Raw genomic sequence first — 15,577 nt, 5'->3', positions numbered from 1 at the left:
CATCGGTTAGACTGGCCGCCTTTCCCTGTCTCTAGAAGCCCGTTCATGGCCCAGCCGTCCACGACCTACAAATTCGAACTCAACCTCACCGACCTCGATCGTTCGGTGTACGAGAGCGTCAAACAGACCATCGCCCGCCACCCGTCGGAAACCGAAGAGCGCATGACCGTGCGTCTGCTGGCCTACGCCCTCTGGTACAACGAGCAGCTGTCGTTCGGGCGTGGCCTGTCAGATGTAGACGAGCCAGCCCTGTGGGAAAAAAGCCTGGATGATCGTGTTCTGCACTGGATCGAAGTCGGCCAGCCCGATGCCGACCGCCTCACCTGGTGCTCGCGCCGCACCGAGCGCACCAGCCTGCTGGCCTACGGCAGCTTGCGCGTGTGGGAAGGCAAGGTGGTGCCGGTGGCGAATAACCTGAAAAACGTACATATCGCTGCCGTGCCCCAGGAAGTCCTAGAGACCCTGGCCAAGGACATGCCCCGCGTCATAAAGTGGGACGTGATGATCAGCGAAGGCACGATGTTCGTCACCGACGACCGTGGCCAACATGAAGTGCAGTTGCAGTGGTTGGTCGGCGAACGCGGTTGAAAATGTGGGAGCTGGCTTGCCTGCGATAGCGGTGGGTCAGTTTGTACTGCTGTAACTGATAAACCGCTATCGCAGGCAAGCCAGCTCCCACATTTGATCTGTGTCGCTTTTAGCATTGCTAACTAACCGTCGTATTGAAGAGAAGTCTCCGTCACCCCATGCGTATTGATCCTCGCCCGTTACCTGCCGTCCTGCCGTTTCTCGGTGAACTGCCACCGCTGTTGACCCGTCTCTACGCCGCGCGCGGGGTGCAGTCCGAGGCCGAGCTGGATAAAAGCCTGGCGCGGTTGATTCCCTACCAGCAGCTCAAGGGTATCGACGCGGCGGTGGACTTGCTGGTGACCGCGCTGGAGCAGCGCCAGCGCATCCTTATCGTGGGTGACTTTGACGCCGATGGCGCCACGGCCAGCACCGTGGGCACCCTGGGCCTGCGTTTGCTCGGTGCGGCCCATGTTGACTACCTGGTGCCCAATCGTTTCGAGTACGGCTACGGCCTGACCCCGGAAATTGTCGCTGTGGCACTGCAGCGCGAGCCGCAGTTGCTGATTACCGTGGACAACGGCATTTCCAGCGTCGATGGCGTGGCGGCGGCGAAAGCGGCGGGGTTGCAGGTGTTGGTGACGGACCACCACTTGCCCGGCGATGAGTTGCCGGCGGCGGATGCCATCGTCAACCCGAACCAGCCTGGCTGCGAATTCCCCAGCAAAGCCCTGGCCGGCGTGGGCGTGATCTTTTATGTGCTGATGGCCCTGCGCGCGCGCCTGCGCAGCTTGGGCTGGTACGACAACAAGCCTCAACCCAACATCGGTGAATTGCTCGACCTGGTTGCCCTGGGCAGCGTCGCCGACGTGGTGCCCCTGGACGCCAACAACCGCATCCTGGTGCATCAAGGCCTGGAGCGTATCCGCGCCGGTCGCGCGCGGCCGGGGATCAAGGCGATTCTGGAAGTGGCCAAGCGCGATGCTGCGCGTATCACCTCCACCGACCTGGGTTTTATCCTCGGGCCACGCCTGAACGCCGCTGGGCGTCTGGATGACATGAGCCTAGGCATCGAATGCCTGCTCACTACCGACGTTGTCGCCGCGCGGGAAATGGCCGCGCAGCTGGACGGCATGAACCAGGACCGCAAATCCATCGAGCAAGGCATGCAGCGCGAGGCCCTGGCCCAGCTCAAGGACTTGCCGGTGGAGTCGATGCCTTACGGTTTGTGCCTGTTTGATCCGGAATGGCACCAGGGTGTGATCGGTATCCTGGCGTCGCGTATGAAGGAGCGCTACTTTCGCCCGACCATCGCCTTCGCCGACGCCGGTGATGGTCTGCTCAAGGGCTCAGGGCGCTCCGTGCAGGGGTTTCATATCCGTGATGCGCTGGCGGTGGTTGCGAGCCAGCATCCCAACCTGATCGCCAAGTACGGCGGCCACGCCATGGCGGCGGGGCTGACGTTGCCCGAAGAAAACTTCCCGCTGTTTGCCGAAGCTTTCGATGCCGAAGTGCGTCGCCAACTGCGTGAAGAAGACTTGACTGGTCGTCTGCTGTCAGACGGCACCCTGGCGGTGGAAGAGTTTCACCTGGAACTGGCCCGCGCGCTGCGGCATGCCGGGCCGTGGGGGCAGCACTTTCCCGAGCCGGTCTTTCACGGTGTATTCCAGTTGGTGGAGCAGCGCGTGGTGGGTGAGCGGCACCTGAAGGTGGCGCTCAAGACTGAATGCGGGTCAGTGAAACTCGATGGCATTGCCTTTGGAGTGGACCGTGAGGTCTGGCCGAACCCGACCGTGCGTTGGGTGGAGTTGGCGTACAAGCTGGATGTGAACGAGTTTCGTGGGAATGAAACTGTGCAGTTGATGATTGCGCATATCGAACCGCGCTGAATCTCAGCGGTTTTTTTGTGGTGAGCGGGCTTGCCCCGCGTTGGGTGGCGAAGCCGCCCCAATAAGAACGCCGCATTCTGTCAGGCAGAATGCGGCGTTTGGTTTTAGGGCTGCTTCGCAGCCCAACGCGGGGCGAGCCCGCTCGCCACAACAAGCCTGCTCGTCAGATGGGAAGTTTATTCGGTTTTGGCTTGGTGTTTGACGATGATATCCACCAACCGCTTCGCCAGCGCCGGGTAGTTCTCATCGAAGTGATGCCCACCCGGCAACTTCAACGCTTCACCCACGGCTGTCTTGTCCGTGCAGCCGCTCTCGTCGACCTCTTCCGCTCCGTAGATGCACACCACTTTCTCAGGTGGCAGCTTGGCCATTTCCGGCCCGGTGGCGGCTTCCTTACCCGCGTTGCCCAACCAGCCTTCCACTTCAATCTCGAAGCTGCCCGTGCGCGCGAAAGCCAGCAGAATGATCGCGTCCACGCGCTGCTGCTCGTTTTCCGGCAGGCGGTTGTAGATGGCCGGCAATACATCGGCGCCGAACGAATAACCGGTCAGTACGAAGCGCTTGGTGCCCCATTTCTGACGGTAGTGCTGCATCAGTTCGGTGAGGTCCTTGGCGCTTTGTTCCGGGGTCTTGTGCTGCCAGTAATAACGCAGAGTATCGATACCGACCACCGGGTAGCCGATCTTGGCCATTTCACCCGCCACGTCACGGTCCAGGTCGCGCCATCCACCGTCACCGGAGAGGAACAGCGTGACGGTATCTTTCGCTTGGCCGGCCGGGACTTCAACCACCGGAATCGCCAGGCCGCCGTTGTCCGAACCTACCAGTTGCTTGCGCAGCTCGTTGTTCAGCACTTGCGGGTAGTGAATGTCGTAGTCGCTGATACTGGTGGTGGCGCGCGGGGTGTCACGTACGAAGCTGGCGCTTTCATCGTCAGGGTTGTCGTTCCAGGCCACCAGCCAATTGCCGTGTGCGGCTGTTTTTGGCAGTGGATCCTTGCAGCCTTCCTGTACCAAGGCGAAGCCGACGGAGATGGCGTTGGCCTTGTCGTCGTTCTGGGTGGCCAGCCAGCGCCAGGCGAGGGCGGCGCCAGGGCCGATGCCGCTGACCAGCGTCGCCGGGCCTTTCAGTTGGCCCAGGGCGCTTTGCAGCGCTTGTTCCTGCAGCTTGCAGTCGTCCTTGGGCAGGATCACCTGGACAATCTGCGCCTTGCCGCCTTGGCTCAAGGCGACCAGTTGGCTGTCGGTCAGGGTTTCATCGGGCATCACGGCCACGGCCACACGGGCTTTCGGCGTTCCGTACGGGGTTACCCGGGTCATCACCGAACCATCGGCCTGAGGCAGTTGCTCCAGGGTCGGCTGCGGGGCAGGGCGGTTCCAGTACCAATAGCCGCCACCCAGGACCAGGGCGAGCAGCACTACAAAGGCCAATACATACCGCCAGGAGCGTCGAATCATCAGCGTTTCACCAATCCAGTCAAGCCGCCCGCGATCAGGGCGGCGGTATCGGCCAGTGCCACCAGCGGATCAAGTCCTGCGGGCACGGCCATGTAACGGGGTTCCCAGTCAGGCTGGAACTTGTCTTTGAAGCGGCGCAAACCTTGGAAGTTATACAGTTGCTCGCCACGGCGGAACACCATCGAACCCAGGCGTTGGGTCAACGGGGCGCCGCGTCGTGGTTGCAGGCCCGACAACGGCACCATGCCGAGGCTGAAGCGGGCGTAGCCGTGACTCTTATAGTGTTGAATCAGGCCGACCATCATGAACTCCATGGTCAGCTTGGGCGCGTCCGGGTGGGCGCGCATCAGGTCGAGACTGGCCAGGTCGTGGTTGTAGGTCTCGAGCAGGTTGGCGAAGGCCACCGGGCGCCCTTCGAAGCGAATGATCGCAATGCGAAAGTGCTTGAGGTAGTCGTCGCTGAAGCGTCCCAGGGAAAAGCCTTTTTCCCGCACGTTCTTGCCGGTCAGCCAGGCATCGGAGATCACCTTCAGCTCGTCCATCGGCGCGGTGCCCGGTTCGCAGATCTCCAGGGACAGGCCGTCCCGCGAGCCACGGTTCCAGGTGTAGCGCAGGTCCTTCATCTCTTTGCCCTTGGCTTCCAGGTCAAAGCGTTTCAGGTCGACGCGGGCTTCTTCGCCCAGCTTGATGGCGGTGAGGCCGATGTCCATGTAGTACGGCAGGTTCTCGGCGCGGACCTGGTAGAACACCGGGCGCGCATGGTGAATGTCGCACAGGTCACGGAACTGCCAGATCATCTCGGCCCGTGGCTGGGTCGGGCCAATCGGGTCGTACAAGGCTACCAGGCTGCGGCCACGACGGGCGTACATGAGGAATGCTTCATCATTAGGGTGGAACAGCAGCGCTTTGTCACCGGTAAGCGCCAAGCCTCCGTCGGGCTGGGACGAGGCCATCAGGATCTTGCTGGCGCGCTCCAGTTCGTCCGGGGTTGGCAAGTGGATCACCGGGCGTGCGGTGCGCAGCAGCCAGGTCAGCGACACAACCACCAGCACCACAGCGGCACCCAACAGCGAACGCAGGCCGCGTGGGGCGTTGGCGTCCAGGGTGAACTGCCACCACAGCTGATGGCTGTACGGCACGTCTTGATAGGCGAACAGCAGCAGCCAGATCGAGGCACCCAACACGCAGACACTGGCCACCAGGTACAGCGGCGAGAAGGGCAGTTCGGTAAGGCGGCTGGCACGGTAGAAAGAGCGCCGGAAGATCGCCAGCAGGATCGCGGTCATGGTCATCAGGCTGGCTTCTTCCCAGTCGAAACCCTTGAGCAGCGAAAGCAGGGCGCCGACCAACAGCAGCACCATGGTCAGCATCCAGGCCGCCGACAAGCGTCGGCGCAGGCCCTGGGCCAACAACAGGCACAGCACGCCGATCAGGCTGGCGCCAAAGTGCGAGGCATCAATCAGGCGGTGTGGAATCAGGAAGCCGATGTTTTCCAGGCGTGAGTCGATTTCGGGCGTGGCGCCAGAGAACAGCAGGACCACGCCGGACAAAAAAACCAGTACGGCCAGCACTGGCGCGGCCAGCCCCGAGGCGACCCGCAGGCTTTGCTGGGTCTGGAACAGGCGCTGTGCTTCGTTGACCAGCAGGAACACGCAGGCGATCAGCAGCGGCAACACCACGTAGATCATGCGATACAGCAGCAGGGCGGCGGCTAATGGCGCGGCCCCGAGTTTGTCGGCGAAGGCCGCCAGCAGGATCGCTTCGAATACGCCCACACCGCCCGGCACATGGCTGAGCACACCAGCGGCCAGGGCTAGCAGGTACACCAGCAGGAAGGGACCGAACGGGGGCGCTTCCGGCAGCAGCATATAAAGGACAGTGGCGGCAGCGGCCACGTCCAGCGCGGTAATGATCAGTTGCAGGAAGGTCAGGCGGCGACCCGGCAGGCGCAGGGTACGACGACCGGCTTTTACCAGCAGGTTATCCGCGTAGGGTTGTTCCGGCAGGCGACGGCGATAAATGCCGATGCACAACACCGCCGACAACAGCAGCACCGCGCCAGCAATACCGCCCAACACAGCCTGTGGCAAATGCAGGTAGGTCGATGCGGCGGGTAGGTTGCTCAGTGTCGCCAATGCAGCCAGTGGCGGCAGTGCGGTGCCGAGCGCCAGGCTGGCGAACACCGTCATATGGGCGACTTCCGAAGCCCCGATGCCATGGCGTGCATATAAACGGTAACGCACTGAACCACCGGAGAGCATCGACAGGCCAATCGCATTGCCGATGGCGAAGGCGGTAAAGCCACCGAGGGCCAGGGTTTTGGCGGGCAGGTTCACGCCTGCATATCGGGCGCCGGAGAATTCATAGCCCAATAGAATGACGAAACCGGCGACGGCCGCCGCAAACGCGCCGAGCAAGGCGGGCTTGGGCACTTCCAGGATCGAATCGTGGAGGGCGTAGAGGTCCAGCTCCAGCAGCAGGTGGCGGCAGGCGATCAGGGCGATGGCGAACAACAACAGGGTGACGGCCAGCCCGATGGGTTGCCGGTACTTGCTCACCAGATCCAGCCAACGCAAACGGGTGGGTGTGATCGGTTGTTCTGCTGTGACAGTGTCTTGTGGTTCAGACGAGTTGGCGCGCATCAATCACCTCGTGGATTGTGCGCGACAGGATGGAGGTATCCAGCCAAGTTACCAATCCCTATGGACAAAATAATTACAAATATTAACGCGTATCACCGGGTGCGGCGACTGCGGCCATTGGTCGTAGAGGGTAGCGCTTGAGCATTGAGCATAGCTTGCAATGAGATGGACTCTACAAACCGCGAGCGGTTTCATGAAAGATGCCATGCCATTGTTTCAGAAGAACTTTTTCACCGGATACAAAAAAGGCCACTCTTTCGAGTAGCCTTTTTTGATGTTTGGTTGCGGGAGCCGGATTTGAACCGACGACCTTCGGGTTATGAGCCCGACGAGCTACCAGACTGCTCCATCCCGCGTCTGTGGGCGGCATTCTACAGCCCAACGGCGGGGTGTCAACCGTTAATGGGCCGATGGGTCAAATAAGTGCGAATTATTCTGAAATCAAAGCCTTGGCGACATTCCTGTAGGAGCGAGCTTGCTCGCGAAGAGCGTCAACCATGACGCGGGCAACCTGAATAATCGCGGTCCCTTTGGGTTTTTCGCGAGCAAGCTCGCTCCTACAGTGGAGGGGTAAAACAGGCGCGCACAAAAAAGGCCACTCTTTCGAGTAGCCTTTTTTGATGTTTGGTTGCGGGAGCCGGATTTGAACCGACGACCTTCGGGTTATGAGCCCGACGAGCTACCAGACTGCTCCATCCCGCGTCTGTGTGTCGGCATTCTACAGAGGAACGCAGGTGTGTCAACCCGTGAATAGAAGAAAAGCGCTTGTGGTTCAATCGGTTAGCTCTCCAAGGTGGCATCTCGATACCCCGCCAGCCCAGTCTGGCCGAGGGTTTCAGCTCTATCAACAGTCCAAATTCGATTGAGAAAATAAATTCATCCGGGATTTTTCCTACCGCTCAAGCGGAAGAATCAAACTACTGGTGCTATATACAGGTGTGAATGCGATACTGGCCACCCGTAGGTACACACCCCCGTTTATATGACGCAGCGCAAAATCATCCACGTCGACTGTGATTGCTTCTACGCCGCCATCGAGATGCGGGATGACCCGAGCCTGGCGCAAAAACCGCTGGCGGTGGGTGGCTCGGCCGACCGGCGTGGGGTGATCGCCACCTGCAACTACGAGGCGCGGGCCTATGGCGTGCGCTCGGCCATGTCGTCACGCCATGCCTTGAAGCTGTGCCCGGACCTGACCATCGTCAAGCCGCGTATGGATGCTTATAAAGAAGCGTCGAAGGAAATCCAGACGATCTTTCGCGACTACACCGACCTGATCGAGCCGTTGTCACTGGATGAAGCCTATCTGGACGTATCCGACAGCCCGCATTTCGGCGGCAGTGCCACGCGCATTGCCCAGGATATTCGTCGGCGTGTCTCCAACCAGTTGCACATCACCGTGTCCGCCGGCGTGGCGCCGAACAAGTTCCTGGCCAAGATCGCCAGCGATTGGAAAAAACCCAACGGATTGTTTGTGATCACCCCGGACCAGGTTGAAGACTTCGTCTCGCAATTGCGCGTGAGCAAGTTGCACGGTGTGGGCAAGGTCACGGCCGATAAACTGGCGCGCCTGGGAATCGAAGACTGCCTGCAGTTGCGCGAGTGGAACAAGCTGGCGTTGGTGCGCGAATTCGGCAGTTTTGGCGAGCGACTGTGGAGCCTGGCCCGTGGGATCGATGACCGCGTGGTGCAGAACGAGAGTCGCCGCCAGTCGATCAGTGTGGAAAATACCTACGACGTGGATTTGCCGGACCTCTCAAGCTGCCTGGCAAAACTCCCCGAGCTGATGGAAACCCTGGCCGGACGCATGGCGCGCATCGACAGCAGTTACCGGGCAGGCAAGCCGTTCGTTAAGGTGAAATTTCATGACTTTACCCAGACCACCTTGGAGCAGGCGGGGGCAGGGCGGGATCTGGAGAGTTATCAACAACTGCTGACGCAGGCGTTCAATCGCGGCGGGAAGCCAGTGCGGTTGCTGGGGATTGGGGTGCGGTTGCTGGATTTAAGCAATGGCAACGAGCAGCTCGAGTTCTCCTGGTAGAAACCGAGAACCACATGTGGGAGCGGGCTTGCTCGCGAATACGGAGTGTCAGTCACCAGATGCATTGACTGATCTACCGCATTCGCGAGCAAGCCCGCTCCCACATTAGATCTACAACATTTTTGAAGTCTTAGCGAGCTCCAGGATCCGCCACCAACCGCCCCGCATCCTTGGTCAGCGCTTGCAGGAATTCCTGCTGCAACTCGGGATCATTGCGGGTCAGTTCGATCAGGCTTTGCTCCAGCTCGCTGGCTTCCTCTTCCAGGCCAAGTTCAGACAAGCGCTTGACCCGGTGCACCCACTGGCTGACTTCGTCGTCTTCTAGGTCGTCGTAGATCAGGCCGTGGGCTTCGAGCAACTTGTTGCGCAAGGTGCTGCTGACCGCCAGCGTGGAGTCCGAATGTACGTCGTCCTGACCATCTTCCACACTGATCTTCAAGGTCGTGACGCGGTTCAGGTCCTGCTCGGCAAACGGGCTGTCCAACAGGTTCAGGCGCAATACGCCGTTACGGTCGGTGGTCAGCTCATGGACTTGCTTGCCGGCGGTGACTTGCACCGGGCGTTCGCTCCAGGGCAGGCTCGAATACTCCACGCGCTTGTCGCGCTGGACTTCATCGATCCCCGCCAGGTTCTGTTGCGCACGGCCATGGGACTGCACGTTCATGAACGGATTGAGGCCGTCCACGCCATAGATCAGCCAGTCACGCGTCACGCTGGTCGGCAGGTTGCCAAGGGCGAATACGTTCACCACATTGGCGCCCGCGCCGGCCACCAGGGCTACGGCACCCAACGGCATCTCATAGAGTTTGCGCCAGGGCTGGTAAGGGGTGTAGCGGTCGTAACGACGGGTGACTTCGAACTCGGTGACCTCGAAGGTCTTCTGTTCGTGAATGCGGACCCGGCGTTGCGGCAGCTCCAGCACTTTGGGTTCGCCTACATCGATCTGCAGGCTGTGGTCGAGCAACTTACGCTCGACCCGCTCCTCGTGCTCACTGCGTTGCGACATTTGGTTGGCGCAGCCGCTGACCAGCAGGGCGCCGCACAAGGCGGCGCCCCCCAGGGCTCTGGTGTTTCGCTTGAACATGACTTCTCTTGATCTGGTTTTCAGCGACGAATACGCGCCTGAAGGAAAGACAGCACGTCAGCCACCGGCAACGGTTGGGCTTCGGCTTCGGTCCGGCTCTTGTATTCCAGATTGCCATCGGCCAGGCCGCGGTCACTGACCACGATCCGGTGCGGGATGCCAATCAGTTCCATGTCGGCGAATTTGATGCCCGGGCTGGTTTTCTTGTCCCGGTCATCCAACAGCACTTCAAAACCGGCGGCCGTCAGATCGGCATACAGTTTGTCGGTGGCTTCGCGTACTTGTTCGGTCTCATAACGCAGTGGCACCAGTGCGATCTGGAACGGCGCCAAGGTGTCGCTCCAGATGATGCCGTTCGCGTCGTTGTTCTGCTCGATGGCAGCGGCAACCACCCGCGAAACGCCAATGCCGTAGCAACCCATTTCCAGGATTACCGGCTTGCCGTTCTCGCCCAGCACTTTGCAGTTCATCGCCTGGCTGTATTTGTTGCCCAGCTGGAAGATGTGCCCGACTTCGATGCCGCGCTTGATTTCCAGGGTGCCCTTGCCATCCGGGCTTGGGTCACCGGCGACCACGTTACGCAGGTCGGCCACGGTCGGAACCGGCAGGTCACGCTCCCAGTTCACGCCGAAGTAGTGCTTGTCGTCGATGTTCGCGCCGATGCCGAAGTCGCTCATCAGCTCGACCGAACGGTCGATGATGATCGGCAGCGGCAGGTTCAGTGGGCCGAGCGAACCGGCGCCGGCGCCAATGGCGTCACGCAGTTCGGCGTCGGTAGCCATGACCAGCGGGCTGGCCACGCCAGGCTGCTGGGCCGCCTTGATTTCGTTGAGTTCGTGGTCGCCACGGATCACCAGGGCGATCAGCTTGCCTTCTTCTTCGGCGCGCACGATCAGGGTCTTGATGGTCTTTTCAATCGGCAGATTGAATTTTTCCACCAGGGCCGCGATGGTCTTGGTCTCCGGTGTGTCCACCAGGCGCAGCTCTTCAGCCGGTGCTGGACGGGAGGTTTCCCGTGGCACGGCTTCGGCTTTCTCGATGTTCGCCGCGTAGTCGGAGCCGTTGCTGAACACGATATCGTCTTCGCCGGACTCGGCCAGCACGTGGAATTCGTGGGAGCCGGCGCCGCCGATGGAACCGTTGTCCGCTTCAACCGGGCGGAACTTCAGGCCCAGACGGGTGAACACGTTGCAGTAGGCCGTGTGCATGCGGTCGTAGGTGACCTGCAGCGACGCCTGGTCGGCATGGAACGAATACGCATCCTTCATGATGAATTCGCGGCCGCGCATCAAGCCGAAGCGTGGGCGGATTTCGTCACGGAATTTGGTCTGGATCTGATACAGGTTGAGCGGCAGCTGCTTGTAGCTGCTCAGCTCGTTGCGCATCAGGTCGGTGATCACTTCTTCGTGGGTCGGGCCGGCGCAGAAATCGCGGCCATGACGATCCTTGAAGCGCAGCAACTCAGGGCCGTACTCTTCCCAGCGCCCGGATTCCTGCCACAGTTCAGCCGGTTGGGTGCTCGGCATCAACACTTCCAGAGAGCCGGCGGCGTTCATTTCTTCACGAACGATGGCTTCGACCTTGCGCATCACCTTCAAGCCCATGGGCAGCCAGGTGTACAGGCCAGAGGCCAGTTTGCGGATCATACCGGCGCGCAGCATCAGCTGATGGCTGATCACGACCGCGTCGGAAGGCGTTTCTTTCTGTGTGGCGAGCAAATATTGACTGGTACGCATGGTAGGCCGTTGTCGGTTGCTTGGACTTGAAATGACTCTGGATTGTACGGGCGGTTGTCGCTCGCGTACAGGCATGAGCGCTGTAGGAGCGAGCTTGCTCGCGAAGATCGTCAACGATGACGTGGGAAACCGGGGAGAACGCGGCGTCTGCGAGTTCTTCGCGAGCAAGCTCGCTCCTACAAGGGATCCGTTTCTTCGGAGGGATTCAACCGAGCCCGCCGATTCTCTTGATACCAATGTAGCGCAATCAGCACCAGCGTCGGCACACCCAGCATGCAGGTGATCAGGAAGAAATTGTGATACCCGAACTTCTCCACCATCACCCCCGAATACCCGCCGATCAGGCGCGGCAGCAACAGCATGATCGAGCTGAGCAGCGCATATTGGGTGGCGGAGAACTTCAGGTTGGTCAGGCTCGAAAGGTAGGCCACGAATGCCGAGGTCGCCAGCCCCGAGCTGAAGTTATCCAGGGAAATGGTGAAGATCAGCATCTGCAGGTCCGGGCCCATGTCGGCGAGCATCACGAACAGCAGGTTGGTGCCGGCCGAGGCCACGCCGCCGATGAACAGGATCGGCAGGATGCCGAAGCGCACGATCAGCAAGCCGCCCATGCCAGCGCCGACCAGAGTCATGATCAGGCCGAAAATCTTGCTGACCCCGGCGATCTGGTCCTTGGTGAACCCCTGGTCGATGTAGAACACGTTGGCCATCACGCCCATCACGGTGTCGGACATGCGATAAGTGGCGATCAGCCCCAGCAGCAGCAACGCCTGCCAGCGGTAGCGCAGGATAAAGTCGTTGACCGGTGTCAGCACCGGCGCCAGGCCACGGCGGCCCATGGCCGAGAGACACAGGGAGGTCAGGGTGATATAGAGGATGGCGCGCAGGAATGCGCGGTCTTCCATCAGCAGGTCCCACAAGCTCATGCCATGGAACAGCACACTTTCGAAATCGGTGTTGAACAATTGGGTGAACATCGCCGGCACCGAGACCAGCAACACGATCAGCACAAATACAGAGACAAGTTGGTGCACGAAGCTGTAGCGCCCGGCCTGCAATTGAGTGCGCAGTGGCACATTCGGTTCGCGCATGAAGAAGGTGGTCAGCAGCGCCGGGACCATCAGGACGCCGAACAGCACATAGGTGCCGGTCCAGGCCGAGTGTTTATAGTTGAAGCCGGTGGAGCCGAAACCTTCGGCAAAAAACAGTGCGCCCGCTGTGGCGAGCAGGGCTGCAATGCGATAGCCGGACATGTAGCTGGCGGCCAGAGCAGCCTGGCGGCTGTCGTCGGCGATTTCCAGGCGATAGGCGTCGACCGCGATGTCTTGGGTCGCGGACGCGAAGGCGACGATGACCGCGATAGCGATCAGCCAGGACAAGTGTTTCTGCGGGTCGCAAAAACCCATGCCGATCAATCCGAGGATCACCAGCGACTGGGCCAGCACCAGCCAGGAACGACGGCGTCCGAGTTTGCCGAGCAGCGGCAGGCGCCATTGGTCGAGCAGCGGCGACCACACCCATTTAAAGGCATATGCCAAACCGATCAGGCTCGCATAGCCGATGGTCTCGCGCGCCACACCGGCTTCACGCAACCACACTGAAAGCGTCGAGAACACCAACATGTAAGGCAGGCCGGCGGCAAAGCCGAGCAACAACAGGACTAACGTCGAGGGGCTGGCATAGGCGGCGAGCGCGGCGCGCCAGGTTTTACGGGGCATGGGCTGGAGTCTGCCTCAGATTTGCGGAAACAAAGCGCGCACTCTAACCGCTGTGCTCTACCGGGCGCCAGCCATGGCGCTGAATATCCACGCGATTGTTGCGGACAGCGACGCCTTCATCGCGCAAACGCGCGCGTTGTTCGTCACCCGAGGCACTGCCCACCGGCAGACTTATCCGACCGCCGGCACCCAGCACGCGGTGCCAGGGCAGCTTGGTGTCTTCGGGAAGCTGGCTCAGGGTACGTCCCACCCAACGCGCCGCACGACCGAGGCCCGCCAAGTGAGCCAGCTCGCCGTAGCTCACCACGCAGCCTGCGGGCACTTGGGCCAGGGTCAGGTAGAGCGCCGTGCGGCGCATTTCGGCGGGGCTTTGTGGGGTTTCGGCGGGCTGATTCACGGTGGGCATATCCATTGATACCGACGGCACAATTGTAGGAAAGGTCTGTAAGTGTGTTGATGAGAATTGAACTCAACATAAATCCTTGAGTCAGTTCTAGCTATCTAACACGATAATCGCCCTTTTTCGCCAACCTTGAGCTCCCGATCCGCTTATGTTGTCCAGAACCCTGCTGTGCCTCGCTGTTTTCAGCGCCTCCACGCCCTTGCTCGCTGATACCGTCTGGTTGAAGAACGGTGACCGCCTGACCGGCAAGATCAAGGTCTTCGACGGTGGCAAGCTGCTGATCCAGACCGATTATGCAGGCGCCATCCCGGTGGACTGGAAACAGGTGAAAACCCTGGAGAGCGACCAGGAGCTGCTGGTCAAGCAGGACGCCTACACCGGCGAGAAGGCCAAGTCCCTGAAAGCGGCGGATGACGGCAAGGTGGTGCTGGCCAACGGCGAGGCGCCCAAGACCGTCGAATTGGCCAGCATCCAGCAGATCATCAAACCCAAGCCTGTGATTGAAGACCTGGTGTGGAAAGGCAACGTGGACATGGCGCTGGACTATAAACGCGCCGACAAAGATACCAACGACTACGACATCGACTTCAAGACCACCGCCCGCCATGGCCAATGGCGTCACACCGGGCAGGGCGAGTACAACCGCGAGTTCCAGGACGATGTCACCACCACCGACAACTGGGCCCTGGAATACGACCTCGACCGCTTCCTGACCGAGCATTGGTTCTGGCAAGGCCGCTTGACCTACAAGCGCGACAAGGTTGAAGACTTGTCCCGTCAGCGCACCGTCGGTACGGGCCCGGGCTATCAGTTCTGGGACGATGAGCTGGGCGCGTTCTCCCTGGGCTCGCTGGTCAACCGCACCGACTATGAATACGCCGACGGCGGCAAGGACAACTTCTATTCCCTGGCCATGAAGTGGAATTACAACCGCTACCTGGTGGGCAAGACCGTCGAGTTCTTCACCAACGGCGAAGTGGGCAAGCCTATCGGCGGGCCGGCGGAGTATTCGTTGGATGCAGAAATGGGCCTGCGCTACAAAGTCACCGAATGGGCCTCCCTCAACCTCAAGGCCGAGCGCGACATCATCAGTGGCGACTCCGACAGCAGCCTGAGCAAGACCCGCTACACCGCAGGCTTCGGCGTGGCCTGGTAACACGGCCGAACAAAACCTGCTTGGCAACCTTTGCCGATAATGATTACCTTGCGTTGAGATTCATTCCCATAGGCACCATAGGCCATGGGCGGCTGATTATCCGAGGAGTCATACGTTGAGCGCACAGGTTGCCAAGAACGCCCGAGAGCTGTTGCTCAAGGAATACCGTGGGGCTCTCTCCACACTGTCCAAAGCCATGCCCGGCTTCCCTTTTGGTTCGGTCGTGCCCTATTGCCTCGACGAACAGGGCCGTCCGCTGATCCTGATCAGTCGCATTGCCCAGCACACCCACAACCTGCAGAAAGACCCCAAGTGCTCGCTGCTGGTGGGTGAGCGCGAGGCGGATGACGTGCAGGCCGTCGGGCGCCTGACCTACCTGGCTGAAGCCGAAAAACTGGAGGAGGGCGCTGCCATCGAGGCGGCGGCTGAGCGTTATTACCGCTACTTCCCCGATTCAGCCAACTACCACAAGGCCCACGATTTCGACTTCTGGGTGCTCAAGCCAGTGCGTCACCGTTACATCGGCGGTTTTGGCGCGATTCACTGGGTCGATCAGTTGACCTTGGCCAACCCGTTTGCGGGCAAGGCCGAGCGCAGCATGATCGAACACATGAACAGCGATCACACCAAGGCCATTGCCCATTACGTCGACCTCACCGGTTTGCCGACTTCCGAGCCTGCCCAGTTGGCCGGCATCGACAGCGAAGGCATGCACTTGCGTATAGGCCAATCCTTATATTGGTTGCCGTTTGCGGAGTCTTGCAACACGCCGACACAAGTACGCGAAGCCCTGGTTTCATTGGCTCACGCGGATGTCTGGCCGAAAAAAGAAGCCGCTGACGCTTGAATTCACGAAACGGCGACGTCATCTAAGGTGGACTGGC

General features: G+C 60.5%; 11 protein-coding genes and 2 tRNA genes. 5 read left to right on the top strand and 8 right to left on the bottom strand.

Annotated elements, in window-relative coordinates; translation table 11 throughout:
* Positions 1–45 precede the first annotated feature (45 nt).
* On the top strand, positions 46–588 hold the full coding sequence (locus tag HX793_RS03000) for a YaeQ family protein (RefSeq protein ID WP_016977727.1): 543 nt from the start codon (positions 46–48) through the stop codon (positions 586–588).
* Between the two features lie 158 nt (positions 589–746).
* On the top strand, positions 747–2,456 hold the full coding sequence (gene recJ, locus HX793_RS02995) for a single-stranded-DNA-specific exonuclease RecJ (protein WP_177094124.1): 1,710 nt from the start codon (positions 747–749) through the stop codon (positions 2,454–2,456).
* 176 nt (positions 2,457–2,632) lie between these two features.
* On the opposite strand, the gene HX793_RS02990 is transcribed toward recJ, so the two are convergent.
* From HX793_RS02990 to HX793_RS02975, 4 genes are all read right to left on the bottom strand, one after another.
* On the bottom strand, positions 2,633–3,913 hold the full coding sequence (locus HX793_RS02990) for a virulence factor family protein (RefSeq protein ID WP_177094126.1): 1,281 nt from the start codon (positions 3,911–3,913) through the stop codon (positions 2,633–2,635).
* Positions 3,913–6,555: a bifunctional lysylphosphatidylglycerol flippase/synthetase MprF gene (gene mprF, locus HX793_RS02985; protein ID WP_177094128.1), complete on the bottom strand. Its 2,643-nt coding sequence runs from the start codon at positions 6,553–6,555 to the stop codon at positions 3,913–3,915. Before mprF ends, HX793_RS02990 begins: the two co-directional genes overlap by 1 nt.
* A 279-nt stretch (positions 6,556–6,834) precedes the next feature.
* Positions 6,835–6,911, bottom strand: a tRNA-Met gene (locus tag HX793_RS02980).
* A 269-nt stretch (positions 6,912–7,180) separates the two neighbouring features.
* A tRNA-Met gene (locus HX793_RS02975) sits at positions 7,181–7,257 on the bottom strand.
* Positions 7,258–7,537: 280 nt separating this feature from the next.
* Here HX793_RS02975 and dinB point away from each other — a divergent pair.
* Positions 7,538–8,596 (top strand): DNA polymerase IV, encoded by a 1,059-nt coding sequence (dinB, locus tag HX793_RS02970; RefSeq protein WP_177053408.1) that lies wholly within the window; start codon positions 7,538–7,540, stop codon positions 8,594–8,596.
* Between the two features lie 130 nt (positions 8,597–8,726).
* Here the strand turns inward: dinB and HX793_RS02965 are convergent, their stop codons facing one another.
* The 4 genes from HX793_RS02965 to HX793_RS02950 form a co-directional block, all read right to left on the bottom strand.
* Positions 8,727–9,680 (bottom strand): hypothetical protein, encoded by a 954-nt coding sequence (locus HX793_RS02965; RefSeq protein ID WP_028617799.1) that lies wholly within the window; start codon positions 9,678–9,680, stop codon positions 8,727–8,729.
* Positions 9,681–9,700: 20 nt separating this feature from the next.
* Positions 9,701–11,416 (bottom strand): proline--tRNA ligase, encoded by a 1,716-nt coding sequence (locus tag HX793_RS02960; protein ID WP_016975522.1) that lies wholly within the window; start codon positions 11,414–11,416, stop codon positions 9,701–9,703.
* A gap of 176 nt (positions 11,417–11,592) precedes the next feature.
* Positions 11,593–13,134 carry an AmpG family muropeptide MFS transporter gene (locus HX793_RS02955; RefSeq protein WP_016975521.1) on the bottom strand — a complete coding sequence of 514 codons (1,542 nt, stop codon included), beginning with the start codon at positions 13,132–13,134 and terminating at the stop codon, positions 11,593–11,595.
* A 43-nt stretch (positions 13,135–13,177) separates the two neighbouring features.
* Positions 13,178–13,540 carry an MGMT family protein gene (locus tag HX793_RS02950; protein ID WP_177004730.1) on the bottom strand — a complete coding sequence of 121 codons (363 nt, stop codon included), beginning with the start codon at positions 13,538–13,540 and terminating at the stop codon, positions 13,178–13,180.
* Positions 13,541–13,685: 145 nt separating this feature from the next.
* Between HX793_RS02950 and HX793_RS02945 the strand changes: the two genes are divergently transcribed.
* Positions 13,686–14,693, top strand: coding sequence for a DUF481 domain-containing protein (locus HX793_RS02945; RefSeq protein ID WP_016975519.1), 1,008 nt, complete (start codon positions 13,686–13,688; stop codon positions 14,691–14,693).
* A 115-nt stretch (positions 14,694–14,808) separates the two neighbouring features.
* Entirely contained in the window at positions 14,809–15,540 is a 732-nt protein-coding gene (locus HX793_RS02940; protein ID WP_016975518.1) for a HugZ family pyridoxamine 5'-phosphate oxidase, read from the top strand.
* Positions 15,541–15,577 lie beyond the last annotated feature (37 nt).

This window comes from Pseudomonas reactans, from assembly GCF_013387025.1.
Taxonomy (GTDB): domain Bacteria; phylum Pseudomonadota; class Gammaproteobacteria; order Pseudomonadales; family Pseudomonadaceae; genus Aquipseudomonas; species Aquipseudomonas reactans.
This window is presented reverse-complemented; position numbering and strand designations above follow the sequence as displayed.

Bases quoted from the DNA above. Each gene is read 5' to 3' on its own strand.
- HX793_RS03000 (WP_016977727.1), top strand. From the start codon at position 46: ATGGCCCAGCCGTCCACGACCTACAAATTCGAACTCAACCTCACCGAC.
- recJ (WP_177094124.1), top strand. From the start codon at position 747: ATGCGTATTGATCCTCGCCCGTTACCTGCCGTCCTGCCGTTTCTCGGT.
- HX793_RS02990 (WP_177094126.1), bottom strand. From the start codon at position 3,913: ATGATTCGACGCTCCTGGCGGTATGTATTGGCCTTTGTAGTGCTGCTC.
- mprF (WP_177094128.1), bottom strand. From the start codon at position 6,555: ATGCGCGCCAACTCGTCTGAACCACAAGACACTGTCACAGCAGAACAA.
- dinB (WP_177053408.1), top strand. From the start codon at position 7,538: ATGACGCAGCGCAAAATCATCCACGTCGACTGTGATTGCTTCTACGCC.
- HX793_RS02965 (WP_028617799.1), bottom strand. From the start codon at position 9,680: ATGTTCAAGCGAAACACCAGAGCCCTGGGGGGCGCCGCCTTGTGCGGC.
- HX793_RS02960 (WP_016975522.1), bottom strand. From the start codon at position 11,416: ATGCGTACCAGTCAATATTTGCTCGCCACACAGAAAGAAACGCCTTCC.
- HX793_RS02955 (WP_016975521.1), bottom strand. From the start codon at position 13,134: ATGCCCCGTAAAACCTGGCGCGCCGCGCTCGCCGCCTATGCCAGCCCC.
- HX793_RS02950 (WP_177004730.1), bottom strand. From the start codon at position 13,540: ATGCCCACCGTGAATCAGCCCGCCGAAACCCCACAAAGCCCCGCCGAA.
- HX793_RS02945 (WP_016975519.1), top strand. From the start codon at position 13,686: ATGTTGTCCAGAACCCTGCTGTGCCTCGCTGTTTTCAGCGCCTCCACG.